Annotated in this window: 16 protein-coding genes and 1 pseudogene; 8 read left to right on the top strand and 9 right to left on the bottom strand. The window is 62.8% G+C overall.

What is annotated here, in order from left to right; all coding sequences use genetic code 11:
• Positions 1 to 201 precede the first annotated feature (201 nt).
• The 4 genes and pseudogenes from AC57B6_RS19170 to AC57B6_RS19155 all read left to right on the top strand — a co-directional run bounded on the left by AC57B6_RS19170 (position 202) and on the right by AC57B6_RS19155 (position 3,055).
• Positions 202 to 752, top strand: a pseudogene (locus tag AC57B6_RS19170) (cytochrome b).
• 127 nt (positions 753 to 879) lie between these two features.
• A complete protein-coding gene (locus tag AC57B6_RS19165; protein WP_496421899.1) occupies positions 880 to 1,443 on the top strand; it encodes a YceI family protein in 564 nt (187 codons plus the stop codon).
• A gap of 48 nt (positions 1,444 to 1,491) precedes the next feature.
• The gene (locus AC57B6_RS19160) at positions 1,492 to 2,070 is read left to right on the top strand and encodes a YceI family protein (RefSeq protein WP_406868667.1); all 579 of its coding nucleotides are present in this window, start codon (positions 1,492 to 1,494) and stop codon (positions 2,068 to 2,070) included.
• Between the two features lie 259 nt (positions 2,071 to 2,329).
• On the top strand, positions 2,330 to 3,055 hold the full coding sequence (locus AC57B6_RS19155; RefSeq protein WP_028200252.1) for a DeoR/GlpR family DNA-binding transcription regulator: 726 nt from the start codon (positions 2,330 to 2,332) through the stop codon (positions 3,053 to 3,055).
• A 38-nt stretch (positions 3,056 to 3,093) separates the two neighbouring features.
• On the opposite strand, the gene AC57B6_RS19150 is transcribed toward AC57B6_RS19155, so the two are convergent.
• The 7 genes from AC57B6_RS19150 to deoC form a co-directional block, all read right to left on the bottom strand.
• Positions 3,094 to 4,152, bottom strand: coding sequence for an ABC transporter permease (locus tag AC57B6_RS19150; RefSeq protein ID WP_030098790.1), 1,059 nt, complete (start codon positions 4,150 to 4,152; stop codon positions 3,094 to 3,096).
• 29 nt (positions 4,153 to 4,181) lie between these two features.
• Entirely contained in the window at positions 4,182 to 5,741 is a 1,560-nt protein-coding gene (locus AC57B6_RS19145; protein ID WP_281663583.1) for a sugar ABC transporter ATP-binding protein, read from the bottom strand.
• A 1-nt stretch (position 5,742) separates the two neighbouring features.
• Complete coding sequence (locus AC57B6_RS19140) at positions 5,743 to 6,747, bottom strand: autoinducer 2 ABC transporter substrate-binding protein (RefSeq protein WP_028200255.1); 1,005 nt, start codon at positions 6,745 to 6,747, stop codon at positions 5,743 to 5,745.
• A gap of 112 nt (positions 6,748 to 6,859) precedes the next feature.
• Positions 6,860 to 7,933, bottom strand: a complete 1,074-nt coding sequence (locus AC57B6_RS19135) for an ABC transporter permease (protein ID WP_496421898.1) — start codon at positions 7,931 to 7,933, stop codon at positions 6,860 to 6,862.
• 33 nt (positions 7,934 to 7,966) lie between these two features.
• Positions 7,967 to 8,941, bottom strand: a complete 975-nt coding sequence (gene rbsK / locus AC57B6_RS19130; RefSeq protein WP_252889986.1) for a ribokinase — start codon at positions 8,939 to 8,941, stop codon at positions 7,967 to 7,969.
• Between the two features lie 120 nt (positions 8,942 to 9,061).
• Positions 9,062 to 11,473 (bottom strand): aldehyde dehydrogenase family protein, encoded by a 2,412-nt coding sequence (locus tag AC57B6_RS19125; protein WP_496421897.1) that lies wholly within the window; start codon positions 11,471 to 11,473, stop codon positions 9,062 to 9,064.
• A gap of 16 nt (positions 11,474 to 11,489) precedes the next feature.
• Positions 11,490 to 12,500, bottom strand: coding sequence for a deoxyribose-phosphate aldolase (gene deoC / locus AC57B6_RS19120; protein WP_028200259.1), 1,011 nt, complete (start codon positions 12,498 to 12,500; stop codon positions 11,490 to 11,492).
• Positions 12,501 to 12,751: 251 nt separating this feature from the next.
• Here deoC and AC57B6_RS19115 point away from each other — a divergent pair, with 251 nt between their 5' ends.
• The 4 genes from AC57B6_RS19115 (at position 12,752) to dinB (ending at position 18,011) form a co-directional block, all read left to right on the top strand.
• Positions 12,752 to 14,386: a sugar ABC transporter ATP-binding protein gene (locus tag AC57B6_RS19115; protein WP_496421896.1), complete on the top strand. Its 1,635-nt coding sequence runs from the start codon at positions 12,752 to 12,754 to the stop codon at positions 14,384 to 14,386.
• The gene (locus AC57B6_RS19110) at positions 14,383 to 15,384 is read left to right on the top strand and encodes an ABC transporter permease (RefSeq protein ID WP_216752423.1); all 1,002 of its coding nucleotides are present in this window, start codon (positions 14,383 to 14,385) and stop codon (positions 15,382 to 15,384) included. The genes AC57B6_RS19115 and AC57B6_RS19110 overlap by 4 nt, the downstream gene beginning before the upstream one ends.
• A 129-nt stretch (positions 15,385 to 15,513) precedes the next feature.
• Positions 15,514 to 16,665 carry a substrate-binding domain-containing protein gene (locus AC57B6_RS19105; protein WP_216752424.1) on the top strand — a complete coding sequence of 384 codons (1,152 nt, stop codon included), beginning with the start codon at positions 15,514 to 15,516 and terminating at the stop codon, positions 16,663 to 16,665.
• A gap of 179 nt (positions 16,666 to 16,844) precedes the next feature.
• Positions 16,845 to 18,011, top strand: coding sequence for a DNA polymerase IV (dinB, locus tag AC57B6_RS19100; RefSeq protein WP_406868673.1), 1,167 nt, complete (start codon positions 16,845 to 16,847; stop codon positions 18,009 to 18,011).
• A gap of 10 nt (positions 18,012 to 18,021) precedes the next feature.
• On the opposite strand, the gene AC57B6_RS19095 is transcribed toward dinB, so the two are convergent.
• Positions 18,022 to 19,446 carry a heavy metal sensor histidine kinase gene (locus tag AC57B6_RS19095; protein WP_042277251.1) on the bottom strand — a complete coding sequence of 475 codons (1,425 nt, stop codon included), beginning with the start codon at positions 19,444 to 19,446 and terminating at the stop codon, positions 18,022 to 18,024.
• Positions 19,443 to 20,129, bottom strand: a complete 687-nt coding sequence (locus tag AC57B6_RS19090; protein WP_030098800.1) for a heavy metal response regulator transcription factor — start codon at positions 20,127 to 20,129, stop codon at positions 19,443 to 19,445. Before AC57B6_RS19090 ends, AC57B6_RS19095 begins: the two co-directional genes overlap by 4 nt.
• Positions 20,130 to 20,165: the final 36 nt, after the last annotated feature.

The raw sequence follows: 20,165 nt of genomic DNA, 5'->3' as shown, positions 1-20,165 counted from the left end.
GAAACGGGGTGCAAGTGACGTGCCACGCCCCGCAGGCGGTCACGCGCGTTTATTCCATCCTCATTAGCGTCACGGCTAGAACAATCTGTTCTCTTCTGCCCGTCTATTCAGTTTTCATCGGCGTCCCTACCATCCGCATTCACACGCGACATAGCGCACGCGGTAAGCATCACGCGCCTCACGAATAGCGAGCATGAATTCATGAACCCCCGTCCTTCAGACGTCGAGCGTTACAGCGGCCCTGCCATCGCCCTGCATTGGCTGATTGCCTTGCTGATCACCTGCGGGTTCTATATCGGCTGGATCATGACCGATATCCCCGGCTTCACGCCCACCAAGCGTACTTCTCATGGCACAAATGGATCGGCGTGACCGTCTTCGTGCTGGCCGTGGCCCGCGTGCTGTGGCGCGCCACGCACCGCGCGCCTGCACTCGATCGCGCGACACCCACGTGGCAGAAGGCGGCGGCCCACCTCGTGCATGGCGTGCTCTACGCGCTGATGCTGGCCATTCCGCTGTCCGGCTACTTCTATAGCTCGGCCGCGGGCATTCAGGTGGTGTACCTCGGCATCGTACCGCTGCCCACCCTGATCGGCCCCGACCAGGCGCTCAAGGCAAGCCTGCGCACCGTCCACGTACTGCTCAACTACACGCTGCTGGCGCTCGTTGTCATGCACGTACTGGCGGCGCTCAAGCATCAGTTTGTCGACCGCGACGGATTACTCGCGCGGATGATTCCGTTCCTCAAGTAACACAGGCATCAGCCGGGCCACAGCCGGGTCACGGTCTGGTCACAGCCGATTGGCTACAGCCGGTTGGCAATCTAATTCCCCGTAGTGCGCAATCAGCGCGCATGAGTTCGATAGGATGCGTACCACGATGAAATCAACTCTCTACCACTCCATTCTGGCCGGCGCTGCCGCCCTCTCGTTCTTCGGCGCAAGCCTCGCGCACGCCGATGTCGACACGAGCAAAAGCAGCGTCATCGCCACGACGAAGCAGATGAACGTGCCGGTGGACGGCAAATTCAAAAAGTTCTCCGCGCAGCTGAATTTCGATCCGGCCAAGCCAACCGCCGGCAGCGCCAATGTCTCGATCGACACCGGCAGTTACGACCTCGGTGCGGACGACTACAACAAACAGGCCCAAGGCAAGGAATGGTTCGACAGCGCGACCTGGCCGGCCGCGACTTTCGTTTCGAGCGCGATCGCGCCGGCCGGCGGCAATCAGTACAGGATCACCGGCAAGCTCACCATCAAAGGCAAATCGCAGACCGTGGTGGTGCCGGTTACGATCGCCAGCCAGGGCAACACTCAAACCTTCGACGGCACCTTGCCGATCAAGCGCTCGCAGTTCGATGTCGGCACGGGCGAATGGAAAGACACGTCGGTTGTCGCCGACGAAGTCGTCATCAAATTTCACATCGTCGCTTCGAAGAAGTAACGCAACACACCGAAGCGTCACAGCACTTTCTGAAACCTGGAGAATCACTTGAAAAAACAACTTTTGCTCGCCGCAGGCGCGCTGGCCACCGCTTTGTCGTTCAACGCCATGGCCGCCGATACATATCAGCTCGATCCCACGCACACCTACCCGAGCTTCGAAACCGATCACTTCGGCGGACTGTCGATCTGGCGCGGCAAGTTCAAGAAAAGCAGCGGCACCGTGGTGCTGGACCGCGCGGCAAAGACCGGCACGGTAGACGTGACGATCGACATGAGCTCGGTGGATATCGGTAACGACAAGCTCGACGCTGAACTGGTCACCGACAAGTTCTTCGACGCCGCCAAGTATCCGAGCGCGACCTACAAGGGCACGCAGATCCGCTTCGACGGCGACAAGCCGGTGGAAGTGATCGGCACCCTGACCATGCACGGCATCACCAAACCGGTCAACCTGAAGATCGAATCGTTCAAGTGCTTCATCAACCCGATGCTCAAGCGCGAAGTGTGCGGCACTGAATCGACCGCGACGTTCAATCGCGACGATTTCGGTATCGATTTCGGCAAGACCTACGGCTTCAAGATGCAAACCACATTGCACATTCAGGCCGAAGGCATCAAGCAGTAATCGTTGCTCCCCGCCCGCTCGCGCCATGCGCGAGCGGCAAACCGCCGTATCGCTTCCCACCTCCCCCTTCGACCTTGCCGTCATGCCGTGATGCCGACGGTCGATTCGTCCAGACCATCCCTCCCATTCGTCGAAGTCTTCATATTCGAGGCTTAATCGAGGCTCAAACAGGCTCGCCGCGCTGACAAGCTCTTGTTATAATTCTCTCATCAACTCGAACAAAACATAACGCCTTTCCCTACTGCGCGACAGGACCTCCATGCTGAAACCCGACCGCCTCCGCGCCCTCGCCGATGCGCTGGCCAAGCAGAGCGTCATGCGCCTGCGCGACGCCGCCACCCTGCTGAACGTATCGGAGATGACTGTCCGGCGCGACATCGCAGGCAGTCCGGAACGATTCACGTATCTCGGCGGCTACATTGTCAGCGCGACCGACGTACCCAATACCGCCGGCTATTCACTCGAAGCCGAGCAGGATCACTTCGCGCAAGCCAAGGCGGAAGCATCCGCGATTGCCGCGAAACTCGTCGTCGACCACGAAACGATCTTCATCGATTGCGGCACCACGCTCACCACGCTGGCGCGTCTGATTCCGCTCGAGCGTCACGTCACCGTGGTCTGCTATTCGCTGAACGTGGCGGAGATTCTGCGGCGCAAGCCGAATGTGCGGATGATTCTGCTGGGCGGCGTCTACGTGCCGTCTTCAGATTCGTTTGCGGGCGAAGAGAGTCTGGAGATGCTGCGCCGTATGGGCATCAACAAGGCATTTATTTCCGCGGGCGGCGTGGACAGCGCGCGCGGCGTTACATGCTGGAATTTTCACGAAGTCGCGCTCAAGCAGGCAGCCATGGCAAGTGCCGTCGAACGGCATCTGGTGGTGGACCAGAGCAAGTTCGGCGTCGTCAAGGCGGTGCGCTTCTCGCAAGTCGACGACTTCGATTCCATCATCACCGAAAAGGGCCAGGAGCTTCGCAAGCGCAAATGAATGCGCTTGCAGCCCGGCACCACGCCGGGCGGCCGGTTTCAGCTCTTGCGCTGCAAGGCGAACAACGTCCCCGCGATCAGAATAAACGCACCGATAATCACCTTCTGCCAGGTACTCGGCACCCCAACCAGAATCAGCACACTGTTGATCAGCGTGACCAGCACCACACCGAGCAAGGTGCCGGCCACCGTGCCCGTGCCGCCCGTAATGCGCGCACCGCCCAGAATCACCGCGGCGATCACATCGAGTTCCGAGCCCACCAGATCGAACGGATTCGCGAGCCGGTTGTTCGATACATGCAGAATGCCTGCAATCCCGGCGAGCATGCCGGTATAACCGAACACGAACAGATGGATCGCGCGCAGGTTGTAGCCGAGCCGCTCGGCGATGGCGAGACTGCCCCCCATCGCATAGACGCCGCGCCCCATCATGGTCCGGTTCAACAGCCACCACGTAACAACGGCGGCCACCGCCAGCGCCAGCACCGAGACAGGCAGCACGGCGCGCAGCCCCTCGCTGGTGTGATAGAAAAACAGCGGAATCCGGCCGAAATGATCCATGCTGTGCGGAATGTTCATGAAGAACGTCGTGCCGATGAACGTCAGCAGCAGGCCGCGATACAGATACTGCGTGCCGATCGTGACGATCAGCGAAGGCGCTTTCAGGCGATGCACCAGCATGCCGTTGATGAGACCGAGCAGCACGCCGCCCAGCGCGCCGGTGATCAGGATCAATGCGAACGGCGCATCCGGCCAATATGCAAATACCGCTTTCGTAATGCCGTACATCGTCAGCGCGGCGATTGCCGTAAACGAGACGTCGATACCGCCGGACGCAAGCACAACGAGCGTGCCCAGCGCGAAAAGCGACATGGTGGTGGCCGAATGCAGCAGATCGAATAATGTCGCGAGCTGAAAGAAGCGTGGATTGATCGTGCCGACAATCACACACGTCGCCGCAATCAAGGCGACAGTGAACCATTCGGGGTTACGCGAGAGCTTCGCCATCAAGGTGGGTGGCTTGACCTCGGGGGCGACTTCAACAACGCTCGGGGTGGTCATGGTCTGGTTCATGCGCGAAGGGATCCGCGAGTTCATGGGTATCGGCATCCTTTATGCGGCGTGCTTTATGCGGCTTCCGAAAGCAGCGCGCGATACAGGTCGGCTTCGCTCAGCATGTCGGCCTGATATTCGCTTGCCACGCGCCCCTTCTTCATCATCAGGATGCGGTCGCAGTTCTGCAGCAACTCGGGCAGGTCGTCGCTGATCAGAATGATGCCGATGCCGCGTTGCGACAGGCGCTGCATGATGCGGTAGATAATGTCTTTCGAGCCGACGTCGACGCCAACCGTCGGCCCATGCAGAATCAGCACGCGCGGATCGATGGCGAGCCAGCGGCCAATCAGCACGCGCTGCTGATTGCCGCCCGAGAGCGACTGCACGGGTTTGTCGACACCGGGTGTCGCGATCTGCAAATCCTTCACCGTCTGTTCGGCAAGCGCTTGCGCGCGCGTGCGGTCGATCTGGCCGAAGCGGTCCCTCAGGCTCGAGATCATTGCGGTAATCACGTTGTCGCGGATCGGTTTGTCGAGAAACAGCCCTTCGTTCAGGCGGTCTTCCGGCACGTAGCCAATGCGATGATGTTTCGCGTCCGAGGGAGTACGCAAGGAAATCGCCTTGCCGTCGAGCATCGCCTGTCCCGATTGCGCCGGCGCAACACCTGCCAGTGCACGAGCAAGTTCGTTGCGCCCCGAATCGAGCAGACCGGTGATGCCGAGAATCTCGCCGCCATGGAGCGCGAACGACACGTTGCTGAATTGGCCCGCGCGCGTGAAGCCGCGCACGTCGAGCACGACCTCCCGGCTGAACGCGCCTTCACGATAGCGCTCGTTCGACAGATGGCGCCCTGTCATCAGCTCGCTGATCTGCGCTTTGGTGAATTGCGCGATCGGCCCCTGCGCCATTTTCTGGCCGTCGCGCAGCACGATGACTTCGCCGCCGATCGCGTAGCATTCGTCGAGCTTGTGGCTGACGAACAGCACCGTCACGCCCTGCGCGCGCAGATTCGCGAGCACGGCGATCAGATTGTCGACCTCCTTCTGCGTGAGCGAGGTGGTGGGCTCGTCCATGATGACGAACTTTGCCTCGCTCGCAATCGCGCGCGCAATGGCAACGAGCTGGCGCGTGGCAAGCGGCAATTGCTCGATCAAGGTCGCCTGAAATTGCGCATCGCCAGGCAGGCCCACCGATTCCAGCGCTCGCGCTGCCGTGCGCGCGAGCGCCCGGCGGTCGAAGGTCCGCGCGAGCCGGCCTGCGTGCGTGGCCAGCTCGGCGGTAAGTGCAACGTTTTCCGCCACGTTCATGTTGGGCAGCAGCGAGAGATCCTGATAGACGGTCTCGATGCCCGCCGCGAGCGATTCCAGCGCGGAAAGCCGCGCATGCCGAACGCCTTCGATCACGAGCTCACCTTCGTCGGGCGGCTGCGCGCCGGAGATGATCTTGATCAGGGTGCTCTTGCCGCAGCCGTTTTCGCCGAGCAGGTGATAAATCTGACCGCGCTCAAACGACAGGCTCACCCCGCGCAAGGCATGCACGCCGGTGAAACGCTTGTGCACGCCGACAACCTCAAGAAACGGTTGCGGCGTGTCGGAACGCGATGACAGCGGTGACGTTGCGTCTTCACTCATATCAGAACGGATACTGCTTGTAGTTCGATTTGTCGACGTTCACCCAGCCCTGGCCGCGCACAATGATCCCCTTGCCCGGCCCCTTGGCCACGGTAACTTTCGTATAGCCCGGAATGCCGAGATCGGCGCCGTTCTCGACCGTCTTGCCGTCGATCAGCATCTGCGCAATCTTGTTCATCGCGATGCCCGCAAGCTTCGGATCCCAGAATGCGATGCCGTTGATCGCGCCGCTCTCAAGGAACTTGCCTGCTTCGGTCGGCAGGCCCGTGCCGTACACACAGATCTTGCCCTGCATGCCGGCTTCTTCGACCGCGCGGCCGATACCGATCACGTCGAGCGAGGAGGAGCCCTGGAAGCCCTTCAGGTCCGGATGCTTGCGCAGCACTTCCTTCGCGACTTCATAGGCGCGTTCGCCGTCGTTGTTGGTTTCGAGTTTCGGTTCGACCAGATCCATCTTCGGATACTTCGCCTTGGCGTTGCCGATCCCGCCGTCGGCCCATTGCACCTGCGAGCGGCTGCCGAGCGAGCCGACCAGCACGGCCCACTTGCCTTCGTTGTGCATGCATGAAGCGAGGCGTTCGTTCAGGCCGGCACCGTAGGCCGTGTTGTCGAATGCCTCGATATCGACCATCGTGTTCTTTTCATTGTCGGCCTCATGGGTCACCACCTTGATGCCGCGATCCATCGCCTTCTTCAAGGCCGGTTCGAGTGTCGGCGGATCGTAGGGCACCACCGCAATCGCCGTGACTTTCTTCGCGATCAGATCTTCGATGATCTTCAGTTGTTGTGCGGCATCCGCCCGGCCAGGGCCGGTCTGATATGCGGTCACACCCGGGTTGTCCTTCGCGAATTGCTTGACGCCCTCGTCCATCCGGTTGAACCAGTTGATGCCGGTCACCTTGACGACCGTGACGATCGTCTCGTTGGTTGCCGCGTGCGCAGCGGCAATCACGCCCACCGTAAGGGCGCCTGCTGCGAGCGCGGTACCCAGTCGAGTCAATTTCATGCGATGTCTCCTTTATGGTTCGATGTCGCCCCACTTCATCGTCACGGACAGCCAGGGCTCGTTGTCCGCCGCGTACTGAAACCTTGCCTTCGCCTCGCGTCCGTGCTGCGCGCTAATGTTTCGGCGCCGTGCCGCCGGAACCTGCGGTACTACCTCCACCTCCGCCGCCACCGCCGCCGAAACCGAAGATCGCGCGCACCCGCTCGCCGCCCGCGAACGCGAGCGACAGCAGCAACAGAAAACCCCACGCGCAGTCGCCGAAAAACTGCGACACGCCCAGCAGATTGAACAGACTGGAGAGGAACTGCAGTACGGTGGCGGCAAAGAACACGCAGATGATGCGGCCGTGGCCGCCGGACGGATTCACACCGCCCATCACCGCGATCAGAATGGCGATCAGCAGATAGGAGTTGCCGTAGTCCCATTTCGCGCTCGACGTATGAGTCGCGCTGATCAGACCGGCGAGCGAGGCCAGCACGCCGCACATCGCATAGGTCGTGATCAGCATCCGCGCAGGCGGAATGCCGGCGTAGAACGCGGCCTTCGGATTGGTGCCCATCAGATAGAGGCGCAAACCGAACGGGCTGCGCTTGAGCAGCCATCCCAGCACGATCACAGCGGCGATAAAGATGCAGAACGCGATCGGCACCTGAAACACGGTGCCGTTACCGATATTCGACAAGGGGTCGACATAGTCGACATGTACCGAAGCGCCGTTGCTGAGTACAACCGCAAAACCCGTGAACACCAGTTGCGTGCCGAGCGTGCAGAGAATCGGCGTGAGCCGCAGACGCGCGATGACCACGCCGTTCAGCAGTCCGCCAAGCAGCCCCGTCACCACGACGATCACGCAGAAGAGCGACGTATAGAGCACCGGTGAGTCGTCGCCGCTGACGAAGCGCGGCACAACGAGCGCGGCGACCATCCCGGACAGGTTCGCGAGCCCCACACCCGACAGGTCGATTCCGCCGTTGCCCGACACCATCGACAACATGATGCCGAGCGCGAGCAGCCCGAGTTCGGGCAACTGCCCGCCCATCGACTGCAGGTTGTCGATATCGACGAATTGCCCGCGCGAAAGCCACGTTGCGGCCAGCACGACGAGTACGTTGACGATCAGCAGAAAATTCAGTTGCCGGTCGCCGAACATTTTTCCAGCGTTGCCAGTGATAAACGAGGACTTCATGGTGAACACGATCTCCTTGAGCCTTCGCAATGATCAGGACAGCGGCGAGCTTGCCGGAGACAGTTCGGCCGGCTGATTCAGCACGCGATTCACCTCGTCGAGCGTCGGCATGGAAGGCGCCGTACCCGCGCGCGTGACGGAAATGCCCGCGAGTGCACAGCCGAAGCGCAGTGCGGCTACCGCGTCGTCGCCGCGTGCGAGTGCGGCCGCGAAGCCGCCCGTGAAGCCGTCGCCCGCACCGGCGGTCTCCACCACGCGGCCGCAGCGATAGGCCGGTACGAGCACCGACTGGGTCGGCGAGTGCAGCAGCGCGCCGCTTTCCCCCAGCGTCACGATGACCGCGCCAACACCTTTGGCGAGCAGCGCGTCGGCGGCACGGCGCGCGTCGTCGGCATTCGCGATCGGCACGCCGGTGAGCGCGGCGGCTTCGGTTTCGTTGGGGGTAATGTAATCGCACAACGGGAAGATGTCGTCGTCGAGCGGCAACGCGGGCGCCGGATTGAACACGGTGATGACGCCGTGCCGGCGCGCCACCTCGAGGCCGCGGCGCGCCGCCGCGAGCGGCTGCTCGAGTTGCGTGACGAATACGCGCGCAGCGGCAATGTCGGCTTCGATTGCGTCGACGTCAGCTGCATTCATCGTACCGGCCGCACCGGAAGCGACGATGATCGCGTTCGTGCCGGTGGTGTCGTCGACGAAGATATGCGCCGCCCCCGTGGAGACGCCCTCGATCACCGACGCGCGTGCCGTAATGCCTTCCGTGGCCCACGTTTTACGCGCAATCTCGCCGAATGCATCGTTGCCGATGCGAGTGCAGAACACCACCTCGGCCCCGGCGCGCGCCGCCGCCACCGCCTGATTCGAGCCCTTGCCGCCCGGACCCATTGCGAATGCCGAGCCGGCAATCGTCTCGCCGATCAGGGGCATGCGCGCGGCACGAAACGTCAGGTCCGTGACGTAGATGCCCAGAATGACGACACGCCCGTTTCGCTGTACCGGCGCGTTCATTGGCATTCCCCTCGAGGCAAAACCTGCAACAACAACCGCAAATCCAGTTTCTTCAGCACGTTGTCTCCTCCATTTTCTGGTTGGCGTGCATGGGGTTTCGACACCCTGTGGGTCTCGCGGTCAGTCTCCGTACGGGATCCAGATATTCTTCACCTGCACGGCCTGACGCAGAAACGGGCGGCCTTCGCTCGAACGGTCGAACCAGTCGAACTGGCGGCCATAATCGACGAACGTCCGCTTCAGATTACCAACCGACTCGCGCTCGACGAGCGTCGAATCCGCCGCATAACCGAAACACCAGAGCGCATCGACGTCGTCGTGTGCGGCAAGCGCGGGCAACAGCGCACCGCGCTCACCCGTGACGATGTTCAGCACACCGCCCGGCACATCTGAAGTCTCGGCTACCTGATAAAAATCGGTCACGGTGAGCGGGCACGCCGCACTCGGCAAGACCACCACACGATTGCCCATGGCCAGCGCGGGGGCCACCAGCGAAACGAAGCCGAGCAACGGCGCTTCGTCCGGACAGGCGATACCGATCACGCCAAGCGGCTCGTGCATGGCCAGCGCGACACCGCGCAGCGGCGGCGTATGCACGGCGCCGTCGAACTTGTCGGCCCACGCTGCGTAAGTAAAGAGGCGTGCTACCGCCGCCTCGACTTCCGCATGCGCCGCCGCTTCCGTGGCGCCGTTTCTCGTCACCAGTTGCCGCGCGAACTCGTCCGCACGAACGGCCAGGTTCTCCGCGAGATAGAACAGCACCTGGGCACGATTATGCGTGCTCGCCTGCGACCATTTCTGCGCCGCGCGCGCCGCTTCGACCGCGTTGCGAATATCCTTGCGATTGCCCTCACCCACTTCGCCGACCAGGCTGCCATCCGGCGCATGAACCGGCAACGAATAGCCGCTATCCGGACGCACCTGCTTGCCACCGATGAAAAGCTTCGCAGTACGGTCGATCAGCGTGACGTTCGACAACGACCCGGGCGCATCTGCGCCGGCTGTCGGTTCAACCCGTTCAGCGCGTTCAGCGCGCGCGTCCCGACGGGCGGCCAGCTTGAGCCAGGCGCGCGGCTTCAGATATTCGTAGATACCCTCACGACCGCCTTCCCGGCCATAGCCCGACTCGCGATAACCCCCGAAACCAACGGCCGCATCGAACAGATTGGTCGCGTTGATCCACACCACGCCGCAGAGAAGGCGCGGCGCGATATCGAGCGCGCGGCCAATGGTTTCGCTCCACACGCTCGCAGCGAGTCCGTAGCGCGAGTTATTGGCAAGCGCAATTGCTTCGTCCGGTGTGCGAAAATTCATGGCGACCAGCACCGGTCCGAAGATTTCTTCCTGCGCCAGAATGGAAGCCGGCGCCACGCCGGTAACGAGTGTAGGCGGATAAAAACAGCCGCCGGCAGGCATCGCCGTATCGGGTGACTGCCACACCGCACAGCCTTCACGCCGGCCGGTTTCCACCAGCGACTGAATACGTTCGAGCTGCACCGGATCGACGATCGCGCCGATGTCGATACTCTTGTCGAGTGAGTTGCCCACGCGCAGCGTTTCCATGCGGCGCTTCAGCTTCGCGATGAAACGCGCTTCGATGCCCTCCTGCACCAGCAGGCGCGAGCCCGCGCAGCAAACCTGCCCCTGGTTGAACCAGATCGCGTCGACAACGCCTTCGACGGCGCCGTCGAGATCCGCGTCGTCGAATACGATGAACGGCGACTTGCCGCCGAGTTCGAGCGTCAGCGATTTGCCCGAGCCGGCCGTGGCCGCGCGTATCAGACGCCCAACTTCCGTCGACCCCGTGAACGCGATCTTGTCCACTTGCGGATGATCGACGAGCGCGGCGCCGGTGCGGCCGTCGCCCGTCACGATGTTCAGCACGCCGGCCGGCAAACCGGCCCGGTGCGCGAGTTCGGCAAACAGCAACGCCGTGAGTGGTGTGTATTCGGCCGGCTTCAACACGACGCAGTTGCCCATTGCAATCGCCGGTGCGATCTTCCACGCGAGCATCAGCAGCGGAAAATTCCACGGCACGATCTGGCCGATCACACCGAGCGGCGCGTAATCGGCGAATTCGCTCTCCTGCAATTGCGCCCACCCCGCGTGATGCAGGAAGTGCCGCGCGACGAGCGGTACGTCGATATCGCGTGTTTCACGGATCGGCTTGCCGTTGTCGAGTGCTTCGAGCACGGCAAAGAGGCGGCTATGCCGCTGCACCATGCGCGCCAGCGCATATAGATGGCGTGCCCGGCCGGCGCCGCCCAACGCGAGCCAGCCCGGTTGCGCGGCACGCGCGGCGGCCACGGCCGCGTCGACATCGGCCGCGTCGCCTTGCGCGATATCCGCGAGCCGCTCGCCCGTGGCAGGCGCGTGCGAGACGAAACGCTCGCCGGCAGCGGGCGCATGCCACGCACCGCCGATGAAATGCCCGAAGCCCGCTTCATGCTGCGCGAGCCACGCGCGCGCAGGGCGATCGTCCTCGGGTGCGGGACCGTACTCCATCGATGAAAAATACTCGGCTACGCTCATGAGATCGGTCTTCTGTTCAGGCTACGGGGTGGCGGTTGAAAGCGGAGTAACGGCCGCTCACGTGGTGTTCGAGCTGGCGTTCGATATCGGCCAGCAGGCTCGATGCGCCGATCCGGAACAGCTCCGGTTCGAGCCACGGACGGCCCAGTTCCTCCTTCATGAGGATCTGATAGGACAGCACGGACTTGGCGCTCGACACACCGCCCGCCGGCTTGAAGCCGATCGGCACACCCGTGCGCTGCTGGTATTCGCGGATCATGCGCACCATCACCAGTGAAACATCCAGCGTGGCGTTGACCCCTTCCTTGCCGGTCGACGTCTTGATGAAGTCGGCGCCCGCCATCATGCAGACCATCGAGGCGCGCGCCACGTTGGAAAGCGTGCGGATGTCGCCGGTGGCCAGAATCGCCTTCAGGTGTGCCGGACCGCAGGCCGCGCGGAACTCGCGCACCTCGTCGTAGAGCGCCTGCCAGTTGCCGGTCAGCACATATTCACGCGTGACGACAATGTCGATTTCTTGCGCCCCGTCCGCCACCGACGCCTCGATCTCTTTCAGCTTCAGCGGATGCGGAATCAGTCCGGCCGGAAATCCTGTCGATACGGCGGCGACCGGAATGCCGCTGCCCTGCAGCGCATCCACCGCCGCCGCGACGAAGCGGTGATAAACACACACCGCGCCCGTGGTGATGCCGTGCGGCGCGATGCCGAGCGCTTCGAGCAGATCGGCCCGCACGGGTTGGCGCGCCTTCGCGCAAAGGCGGCGCACGCGCCCTTCGGTGTCGTCGCCGTTAAGCGTGGTGAGGTCGATACAGGTGACAGCCTTCAGCAGCCACGCTGCCTGGGCGTCTTTCTTGACGCTGCGGCGGGTTCCGAGCGTGGCCGTGCGCCGCTCGACGGCGGACTGATTGACCCGCAAGCCGTCCAGCCAGGACGCGTCGAACGGCAGGCCCGGATTACGCACCGGATGAACCAGCGGGCCGCCGCGCAGCGTGACGACCGAAGAAGAAAGCACAGGGGCTTCAGGCATAAGGCATCCGGAAATTTGACGCGGCGCACAACGGCCGCCGACAAGTTTGTTCGCAGTTATGCTACAACGATTGATAGAATTCTCACAAGCTTTCCGATTCAATCGTCACACAATCCGATGTCAAGCGCTGCGGTACGGGACAAATGTTATTGACGCACCATATTCATGATGCGAAGATCACAAAACGGTTTCGGCCATCAGCGCCATACAAAGAGAAAGATTCCGCCGTATCGACGAAGGAGACGTGTCAGATGAGTGAGCCGGTTGCGGTCGCGGCCGCGTCATCGCCTCAGGTTCCATTGATCCGTGTTGCGGGCGTCACCAAACGATTCGGTGGCGTGCAGGCGCTGCGCGGCGTCAGCCTCGACGTATTGCCCGGCGAAGTCCATGCGTTGCTCGGCGAAAACGGCGCCGGCAAATCCACTCTGATCAAGATTCTCAGCGGCGTGCATGCCTATGACGACGGCGTCATCGAGATTGCCGGCCAGAAAGTGGCGTTCGACTCGCCGGCGCGCTCGCGTGAAGCCGGCGTTGCCGTGGTCTATCAGGATCTGAGCCTGGTCGAATCGCTGTCGGTCGGCGCAAATCTGATGCTGGGGCGCGAGCCCCGCACCCGTCTCGGTTTCGTGAAGAACCGGCAACTGATGGCCACCGTCCGCGAATTCCTCCACTCGCATGGCATCCCGCTCGACCCGCGCACGCCGGTTGGCGCATTGCCGTTCGCTTACCGGCAAATGACCGAAATCTGCAAGGCGCTGATGGGCGACGTGCGCGTGCTGATTCTCGACGAACCGACCTCGGCGCTGACCGGCGGCGAGGAACAGATTCTGTTCGACGCGATTCGCGCGGTCACAGAGCGCGGCGTCGGTGTGATCTATGTGACGCATCGTCTGAACGAGGTGTTCAGGATTTCGCAGCGTGTCACCGTGTTTCGCGACGGAGCCAACGCAGGGGTGTTCCAGACCGCGCACACCGATATGAAGCAACTGGTCGCAGCCATCGTCGGACCCGGTCATGCGGCCTTGCAGGCGCGGGAGCGGACGGCTGCCGGCATGGCGGGTGACGAACCGTTTCCCGGACAGCAGACCCTCGCGACCTTCCATGCCGCTGCCGCGCCCGTGCTCAAGTTGTCGAACGTCAGCAACGACAGGCTTCGTCACGTCGACCTGCTGATTCGCCGCGGCGAGATCCACGGGCTTGCGGGATTGATCGGCAGCGGACGCACGGATATCCTGCAAACCATTTTTGGCATTCGCACGATCGAGGCAGGCGCGATCGTGATCGAAGGTCAATCCCGCGCGCGTATGACGCCGGCCGAAGCCATCCTGCTCGGCGTCGCGCTGGTGCCGGAAGACCGTCATCTCGAAGGGCTCGTTCTCGACCATTCGATCGAGCGCAATCTGACCTTGCCGCGCTTGCCGCAATTCTCGCGTTGGGGGTGGCTGCGCAGCCAGGCGGCCGTCAATCAGGCGAAGCACTCGATGCAGGAACTGGCCGTCAAGGCACCGGGCTCGTCGACCCCGGTCAAGTTTCTCTCGGGCGGCAACCAGCAGAAAGTGGTCTTTGCGAAGTGGAATCACCCGCGTCCCAAGATCCTTCTGCTCGACGAACCGACAGTCGGCGTGGACGTCGGCGCGCGCGAGGAGATCTACGACGTGATCCAGGACGCCGCGCAAGCAGGCACCGGCGTGCTCGTCGTGTCCTCGGACCTCGACGAGCTGCTGCGCCTGTGCGCGCGGATTTCGGTCGTCGTGGACGGCTCGATCGTCAGGACCATTGAGCGTGCCGATCTCGCCAACGCCGAGGCGCTTCATCACCTGATCCAGTTGTCCCGTTCCTCCATCGAGTCCCTCGACGGGACTTCTTCCAGGGCGCATTCAAAATGAACGATTCTGTCTCGCCGATGACGGCCGAACGGCAGGCATCGCCACCGCGCAAGAGCCGCATGCGGCGCATCGCGCAACTCCTGCTGCAAGGCGAGCGGCCCTATGCACTGTACGGCGCGTTCGCCATCCTGCTGGTGGTGTTCAGTTTCGCTTCGCCCTGGTTTCTCTCCATCGATAACTTCCTGAATATCGGCCGGCAAACCGCGCTCGTGTCGATCATCGCTGTCGGCATGACCTTTGTGATCATCGCGCGGCAAATCGATCTCTCAGTGGGCTCGACCCTAGCGCTGTCGGGCATGTCCGCGGCGCTTGCCATGTCGCATCTCGGCGACAACTGGATCGTCGGCGCGATTGCCGGCATCGGCACCGGCGCGCTTGTCGGCGCGATCAACGGGGTCGTGAGCACGCGGCTGAACATCCCCTCCTTTCTCGTGACGCTCGGCACCTTGAGCGCCGCACGCGGACTCGCCTTGATGGTGACGACCACGCGGCCGGAGATCATCACCAACGACTCGTTCATCGCGATCTTCGGCGAGGGCGACATTGCCGGTGTGCCGGTACCGATCATCTGGACCGTACTGACGGTGATCGCCGGCATCCTGCTGCTGCATTACAGCGTGTTCGGCCGGCAGATCTATGCCGCCGGCGGCAATCCGACGGCGGCGCTCTACTCCGGCATCAACACGCGACGCGTGACCACCCTCGCCTTCATTCTCACCGGCATGCTGGCCGGACTCGCCGCGCTCGTGCTCTCGGCACGTTCGCATGCGGCACGGCCCGACGTCGTGCAAGGCATGGAACTCGACGTGATCGCTTCGGTGACGCTCGGCGGCTGCAGTCTGTTCGGGGGCCGCGGCTTCGTGCTCGGCACGCTGCTCGGCAGTCTCATCATCGGCACGCTCAACAACGGGCTGGTCCTGCTCGGTGTCAGTTCATCGCTGCAGTTGGTGATCAAGGGGGCCATCATCGTCGCGGCGGTGGCCTTCACCAGAAAATGAGCGGGACATGAGCTGGAAGCGATCCAGAAAGTGACGAGGGCAAGTCGATCGCGCGTGAGTTCGCGTGCCCGCGCTGTTCGTGAATGGCAGGAGACGTAACACCAACATGAAGACCAATGGAGAAGAAACATGAAACATTGTCGTGGCTCAGGATACGTTCTACCCACTCTCATGGCGGCCGCCGCTGCCGCCCTCATGGCGCTGGCAACGCCGGGCGCCTACGCGCAATGCGTGACGAGTCTGCCGGTCGGATCGATCGGTCCGAAGACGATTGTCGGGCAAGGGCCGAACGGCGAAAAAGCGGCCTCGGTGGATGCCGTCAAGCTGAGCGACGCCGACATCGCCAAAATCAAGGCCGGCAAATTCAAGGTCGGTATTTCGATGCAGACCATGAATCTCGACTGGTCGCAACTGCAGGTCCAAGGCATCACGGATACGCTCAAGAAGTACGGTGTGGAAGTGATCGGCACGGCGTCGGCGGAGTACCAGGTCGACAAGCAGATCGCGGATATCGAAAACACCATTCAGCGCCATCCGGACGGCATCATCTCCATTCCGGTCGACGGTACGGCGACGGCCGCCACCTACAAGAAAGTGTCCGAAGCCGGTATCAAGCTCGTGTTCATGGACAACGTGCCGACCGGCCTGAAGCATCCTGAGCAATACGCGTCGATGATTTCCGCCGACAGCGAAGGCAACGGCCAGATTGCGGCGAAAGTGCTCGCCTCGTGCGTGCCGCAAGGCGGCACCATCGGGCTCGTGAATTTCGGCGTAGACTACTTCAGCACGACGGAGCGCACCAAGGCCGTCAACGACTGGTTCAAAAAGAATCGTCCCGACATCAAGATCAAACAGGTCGCGTTTACGGATCCGTCCAAGGTGGGGCAGATCGCGGGCGATTTCCTGACCGGCAATCCGGACGTCAAGGGCCTGTTCGCCGTCTGGGATCAACCGGCGCTCGACACGCTGACGTCGATGCGGGCACAAGGGGTGAATATTCCCGTCACGACCGTCGACCTCGGTCTGCAATCCGCAATCGAAATCGCCAAGGGCGGACCGCTGAAGGCAACCGGTTCGCAACGTCCGTACGATCAGGGCGTGGCCGAGGCCATGGCGATGATGAAGGCGCTGATCGGCCAGACGCCGCCGGCCTGGATCGGCGTGCAGTCTTTGCCGGTGGTTCAGTCGAATGTGCTCGAATCGTATAAGACGGTGTTCAAGAAGGACCCGCCGCCGCAGCTTGCGGACGCATGCAAGAAAGCCAAGCCGGCTTGCGGTTGACGCTGACCGCGTGACACCTTGCCCGGGCGGAGCAAGGTAATATTATGGTTTGGCGCCCGGCGTACAGCCCGTCACGGCTGATATGTCAGGCGCCCAACGCAGCAGCCATACCATCGGGCAACGGGCCCACGCATCGACTGTTATGCTCGCGGCCCGTGCTGTCATTCCATCCGCCATCCATGAGTTCTGCAAGCCGCCGTATTGCGCATCTGGACATGGACGCGTTCTACGCGTCCGTCGAACTCCTGCGCTATCCCGAACTGCGCGGCAAGGCGGTGGTGATCGGCGGCGGGCGCAACGGCGCGCCGCAAACGCTTGAAGACGGCAGCCGCCGCTTCGCAAAGCTGCGCGATTACGCGGGCCGCGGCGTGGTGACCACCTCCACTTACGAAGCCCGCGCGCTCGGCGTGTTCTCCGCGATGGGCATGATGAAAGCCGCCGTGCTCGCGCCCGACGCGATTCTGCTGCCCACCGATTTCGAGTCGTATCGCCACTACTCGCGCCTGTTCAAGGCGGCGGTCGCGACCTTCACGGACCGGATCGAAGACCGCGGCATCGACGAAATCTACATCGACCTCACCGAGCTGCCCGGCGAGCCGCGCGAGATCGCCGCGCGCATCAAGCAGGCCGTCAATCAGGCAACCGGCCTCACCTGCTCCATCTGCGTCGCGCCGAACAAGCTGCTGGCGAAGATCGGCTCCGAACTCGACAAACCCGACGGCCTCACGATTCTGACGCCGGAGGACGTGCCGCTGCGGGTGTGGCCGTTGCCGGTGCGCAAGGTCAACGGGATCGGACCGAAGGCCGCGGAGAAGCTCATCGCGCTCGGTCTCGCCACAGTCGGCGATCTGGCGGCGGCAGACGCGGGCCTGTTGCAGGATCACTTCGGACGCAGCTACTCGGCCTGGCTCATGCAAGTCGCGCAAGGCTACGACGAGCGGCCGGTGGTGGTCGAATCGGAACCAAAGTCGATGAGCCGCGAGACGACCTTCGAGCGCGATCTGCATCCGCGCCACGATCGGCCGGCCCTGTCCAGTTCGTTTACCGGCCTATGCGTGCGGGTGGCGGAAGACCTGGTGAGGAAGGGCTACGTGGGCCGCACGGTGGGTATCAAGCTGCGCTACGACGATTTCCGCACGGTCACGCGCGACCTGACGCTCGACGAACCGACGGCCGACGCCACCGAGATCCGGCGCGCGGCAACCGAGTGTCTGCGACGGGTGGAATTGAACCGCAAGCTGCGGCTGCTGGGTGTGCGCGTCAGCGCATTGACACCGGCCAATGCGCAAACGGTGAAGACGCGCGTACCGGTTCAGGCCGATTTGCCTTTTACCAGCGACGATTAACCCGCGACGATTAACCCGCGGCCACCGCCGCGACACCGGCATTCGCGCGCGCCGCCGGCGCGCTGGTTTCCACACTCGAGGCCGCAATCGAAAACGTGAACGTATTGATCCCGTTCGCGCTTTCCGCCGACACCGCGCCGCGATGCATCTCCGCAATCGCCTTCACGATCGCGAGGCCCAGCCCGTGGTTTTCGCGGCTATTGGTGCGAGACACTTCCGCGCGATAGAAGCGGTCGAACAGGTGTTCGAGCACGCCCGGCTCGATGGGCTCGCCAGGGTTGGCCACCGCCACGCGCACCTGATCCGGCGTGTTCGAAATCGTCACCGTGATCGCCGCGCCAGGCGCGCAGTGCTGGATCGCGTTCATCAGCAGATTCGTGCACGCACGCCCGAACAGCGAGCGGTTCACGCGCGCCACCGCATCGCCGCGCAACTGCGCGTGCACGCGGGCTTCTTCAAATGGGATCTCCAGAAACTCCAGCGTGTGCGCGACCTCCGCGGCCAGCGACACTTCGACGAGCCCCGTCGCGCGCTCGCCCTGGTCGGCACGGGCGAGGAACAGCATGTCGTTGATGATCGCGCGCAGGCGTTCGAACTCTTCGAGATTCGATTGCAGCGTATGACGCAAATCGTCGACCGAGCGGTTGCGCGTCAATGCCACTTCGGTCTGACCGATCAGAATCGTCACCGGCGTACGCAGTTCGTGAGCGACGTCCGCGTTGAACGATTCGAGGCGGCCATAAGCGCCGTCCAGACGTTCGAGTGCGCCGTTGAAGGAGTTGGCCAGATCGTTCAGTTCGAGCGGCAGCGAAGCGGTATTCAGACGTTGCGAGCGGTTGTTCGGGCTCACTGCGGACGCATCTCGCGTCAGGCGCGTCAACGGCGCGAGACCCAGCCGGGTGACCGAGTAACTCAGCAGCAGCACGGCGAGACTGCCGAGCGCGGACAGCGCGGCGAGCGCCGAGCCGAACACGCGCATGGTGCGGAAGTTGGGCGAACAACTGGCGGCGACCTGCAATTGCACCGCCGGGCGGGCGCCATTAGCCGCTATCGGCACGGTAATGGTCAGCATGTCCGCGCCGCCGCCGGCTGGTGCAATAGTCGCGTAGCCGCCCGCCCAGCTCGATACCACGGGGCCTTCGACCAGCTTGCCGTAGTGGAAATACGGATCGGCACTCGACACCGCATAGATGGTGCTGCCGTCGCGCGGCGTCATGTCGGTGAGTTTTTCACGCGCCATGCGCCACTTTTCCGGCGTCACCGCATGAGAGACGATGATGCGCGCGATCTCCGTGCGATCGTCGAGCGACTCGCGCAGGTGATGCTGAAGTTGCGTGCGCAACACCACAAAGAGCCCGGTTCCTACCAGCGTGAACACGAGCAGCGCAACCAGCGCGAACATCAGCGCAAGGCGGCGTGCAATAGAACGGTTCATGTTTGCTCCGCCTCTTCACGTACTTCGAGCACGTAGCCCATGCCGCGCACGGTGTGCAGCAGCTTCGAGGGAAACGGGCCGTCGAGTTTGGCGCGCAGCCGCTTGATCGCGGTTTCTACCACGTTGGTATGGCTGTCGAAGTTGACGTCCCACACGAGTTCGGTAATCGCGGTCTTCGAGAGAATGTCGCCCTGGCGGCGCGCCAGCACGCTGAGCAACTGGAATTCCTTGGCGGTCAGATCGAGACGCACGCCGTCGCGGGTGGCGCGCCGGCCGATCAGATCGACGAATAAATCGCCCACGGAAATCAATGTGGATTCCTGCGAGCGCGTGCGGCGCGCCAATGCATGCAACCGCTCGACCAGTTCGAGAAAGGAAAAAGGCTTGGTCAGGTAGTCGTCCGCGCCTTCGCGCAAACCCCGCACACGGTCGTTCACATGATCGCGGGCCGTCAGCATGATGACCGGGGTCGACTTGCGCATGCGCAGCGCCTTGAGCACGCTGTAACCGTCGCGTTTGGGCAGCATCACGTCGAGGACGATTACGTCGTAATCGAATTCGGTGGCCAGATGCATGCCTTCCTCGCCGTCGAGCGCGACGTCGACGACCCAGCCTTGCTCTGTCAAACCGGAGCGCAGGTAGTCCACCACCTTATGCTCGTCTTCAACGATCAGCAATTTCATGCGCATCCCCTTGTATCTGCATTATACGAAACGCCT

Source organism: Paraburkholderia sp. BGA-UO-ETr-F12, assembly GCF_059567945.1.
The sequence above is the reverse complement of the archived record's forward strand: the minus strand, read 5'-3'. Positions and strand labels throughout refer to the sequence as shown.

Excerpts from the sequence above, each read along its gene's own strand:
- AC57B6_RS19165 (WP_496421899.1), top strand. The coding sequence starts at position 880 with ATGAAATCAACTCTCTACCACTCCATTCTGGCCGGCGCTGCCGCCCTC.
- AC57B6_RS19155 (WP_028200252.1), top strand. The coding sequence starts at position 2,330 with ATGCTGAAACCCGACCGCCTCCGCGCCCTCGCCGATGCGCTGGCCAAG.
- AC57B6_RS19150 (WP_030098790.1), bottom strand. The coding sequence starts at position 4,152 with ATGAACTCGCGGATCCCTTCGCGCATGAACCAGACCATGACCACCCCG.
- AC57B6_RS19145 (WP_281663583.1), bottom strand. The coding sequence starts at position 5,741 with ATGAGTGAAGACGCAACGTCACCGCTGTCATCGCGTTCCGACACGCCG.
- AC57B6_RS19140 (WP_028200255.1), bottom strand. The coding sequence starts at position 6,747 with ATGAAATTGACTCGACTGGGTACCGCGCTCGCAGCAGGCGCCCTTACG.
- AC57B6_RS19135 (WP_496421898.1), bottom strand. The coding sequence starts at position 7,933 with ATGAAGTCCTCGTTTATCACTGGCAACGCTGGAAAAATGTTCGGCGAC.
- rbsK (WP_252889986.1), bottom strand. The coding sequence starts at position 8,941 with ATGAACGCGCCGGTACAGCGAAACGGGCGTGTCGTCATTCTGGGCATC.
- AC57B6_RS19125 (WP_496421897.1), bottom strand. The coding sequence starts at position 11,473 with ATGAGCGTAGCCGAGTATTTTTCATCGATGGAGTACGGTCCCGCACCC.
- deoC (WP_028200259.1), bottom strand. The coding sequence starts at position 12,500 with ATGCCTGAAGCCCCTGTGCTTTCTTCTTCGGTCGTCACGCTGCGCGGC.
- AC57B6_RS19115 (WP_496421896.1), top strand. The coding sequence starts at position 12,752 with ATGAGTGAGCCGGTTGCGGTCGCGGCCGCGTCATCGCCTCAGGTTCCA.
- AC57B6_RS19110 (WP_216752423.1), top strand. The coding sequence starts at position 14,383 with ATGAACGATTCTGTCTCGCCGATGACGGCCGAACGGCAGGCATCGCCA.
- AC57B6_RS19105 (WP_216752424.1), top strand. The coding sequence starts at position 15,514 with ATGAAACATTGTCGTGGCTCAGGATACGTTCTACCCACTCTCATGGCG.
- dinB (WP_406868673.1), top strand. The coding sequence starts at position 16,845 with ATGAGTTCTGCAAGCCGCCGTATTGCGCATCTGGACATGGACGCGTTC.
- AC57B6_RS19095 (WP_042277251.1), bottom strand. The coding sequence starts at position 19,446 with ATGAACCGTTCTATTGCACGCCGCCTTGCGCTGATGTTCGCGCTGGTT.
- AC57B6_RS19090 (WP_030098800.1), bottom strand. The coding sequence starts at position 20,129 with ATGAAATTGCTGATCGTTGAAGACGAGCATAAGGTGGTGGACTACCTG.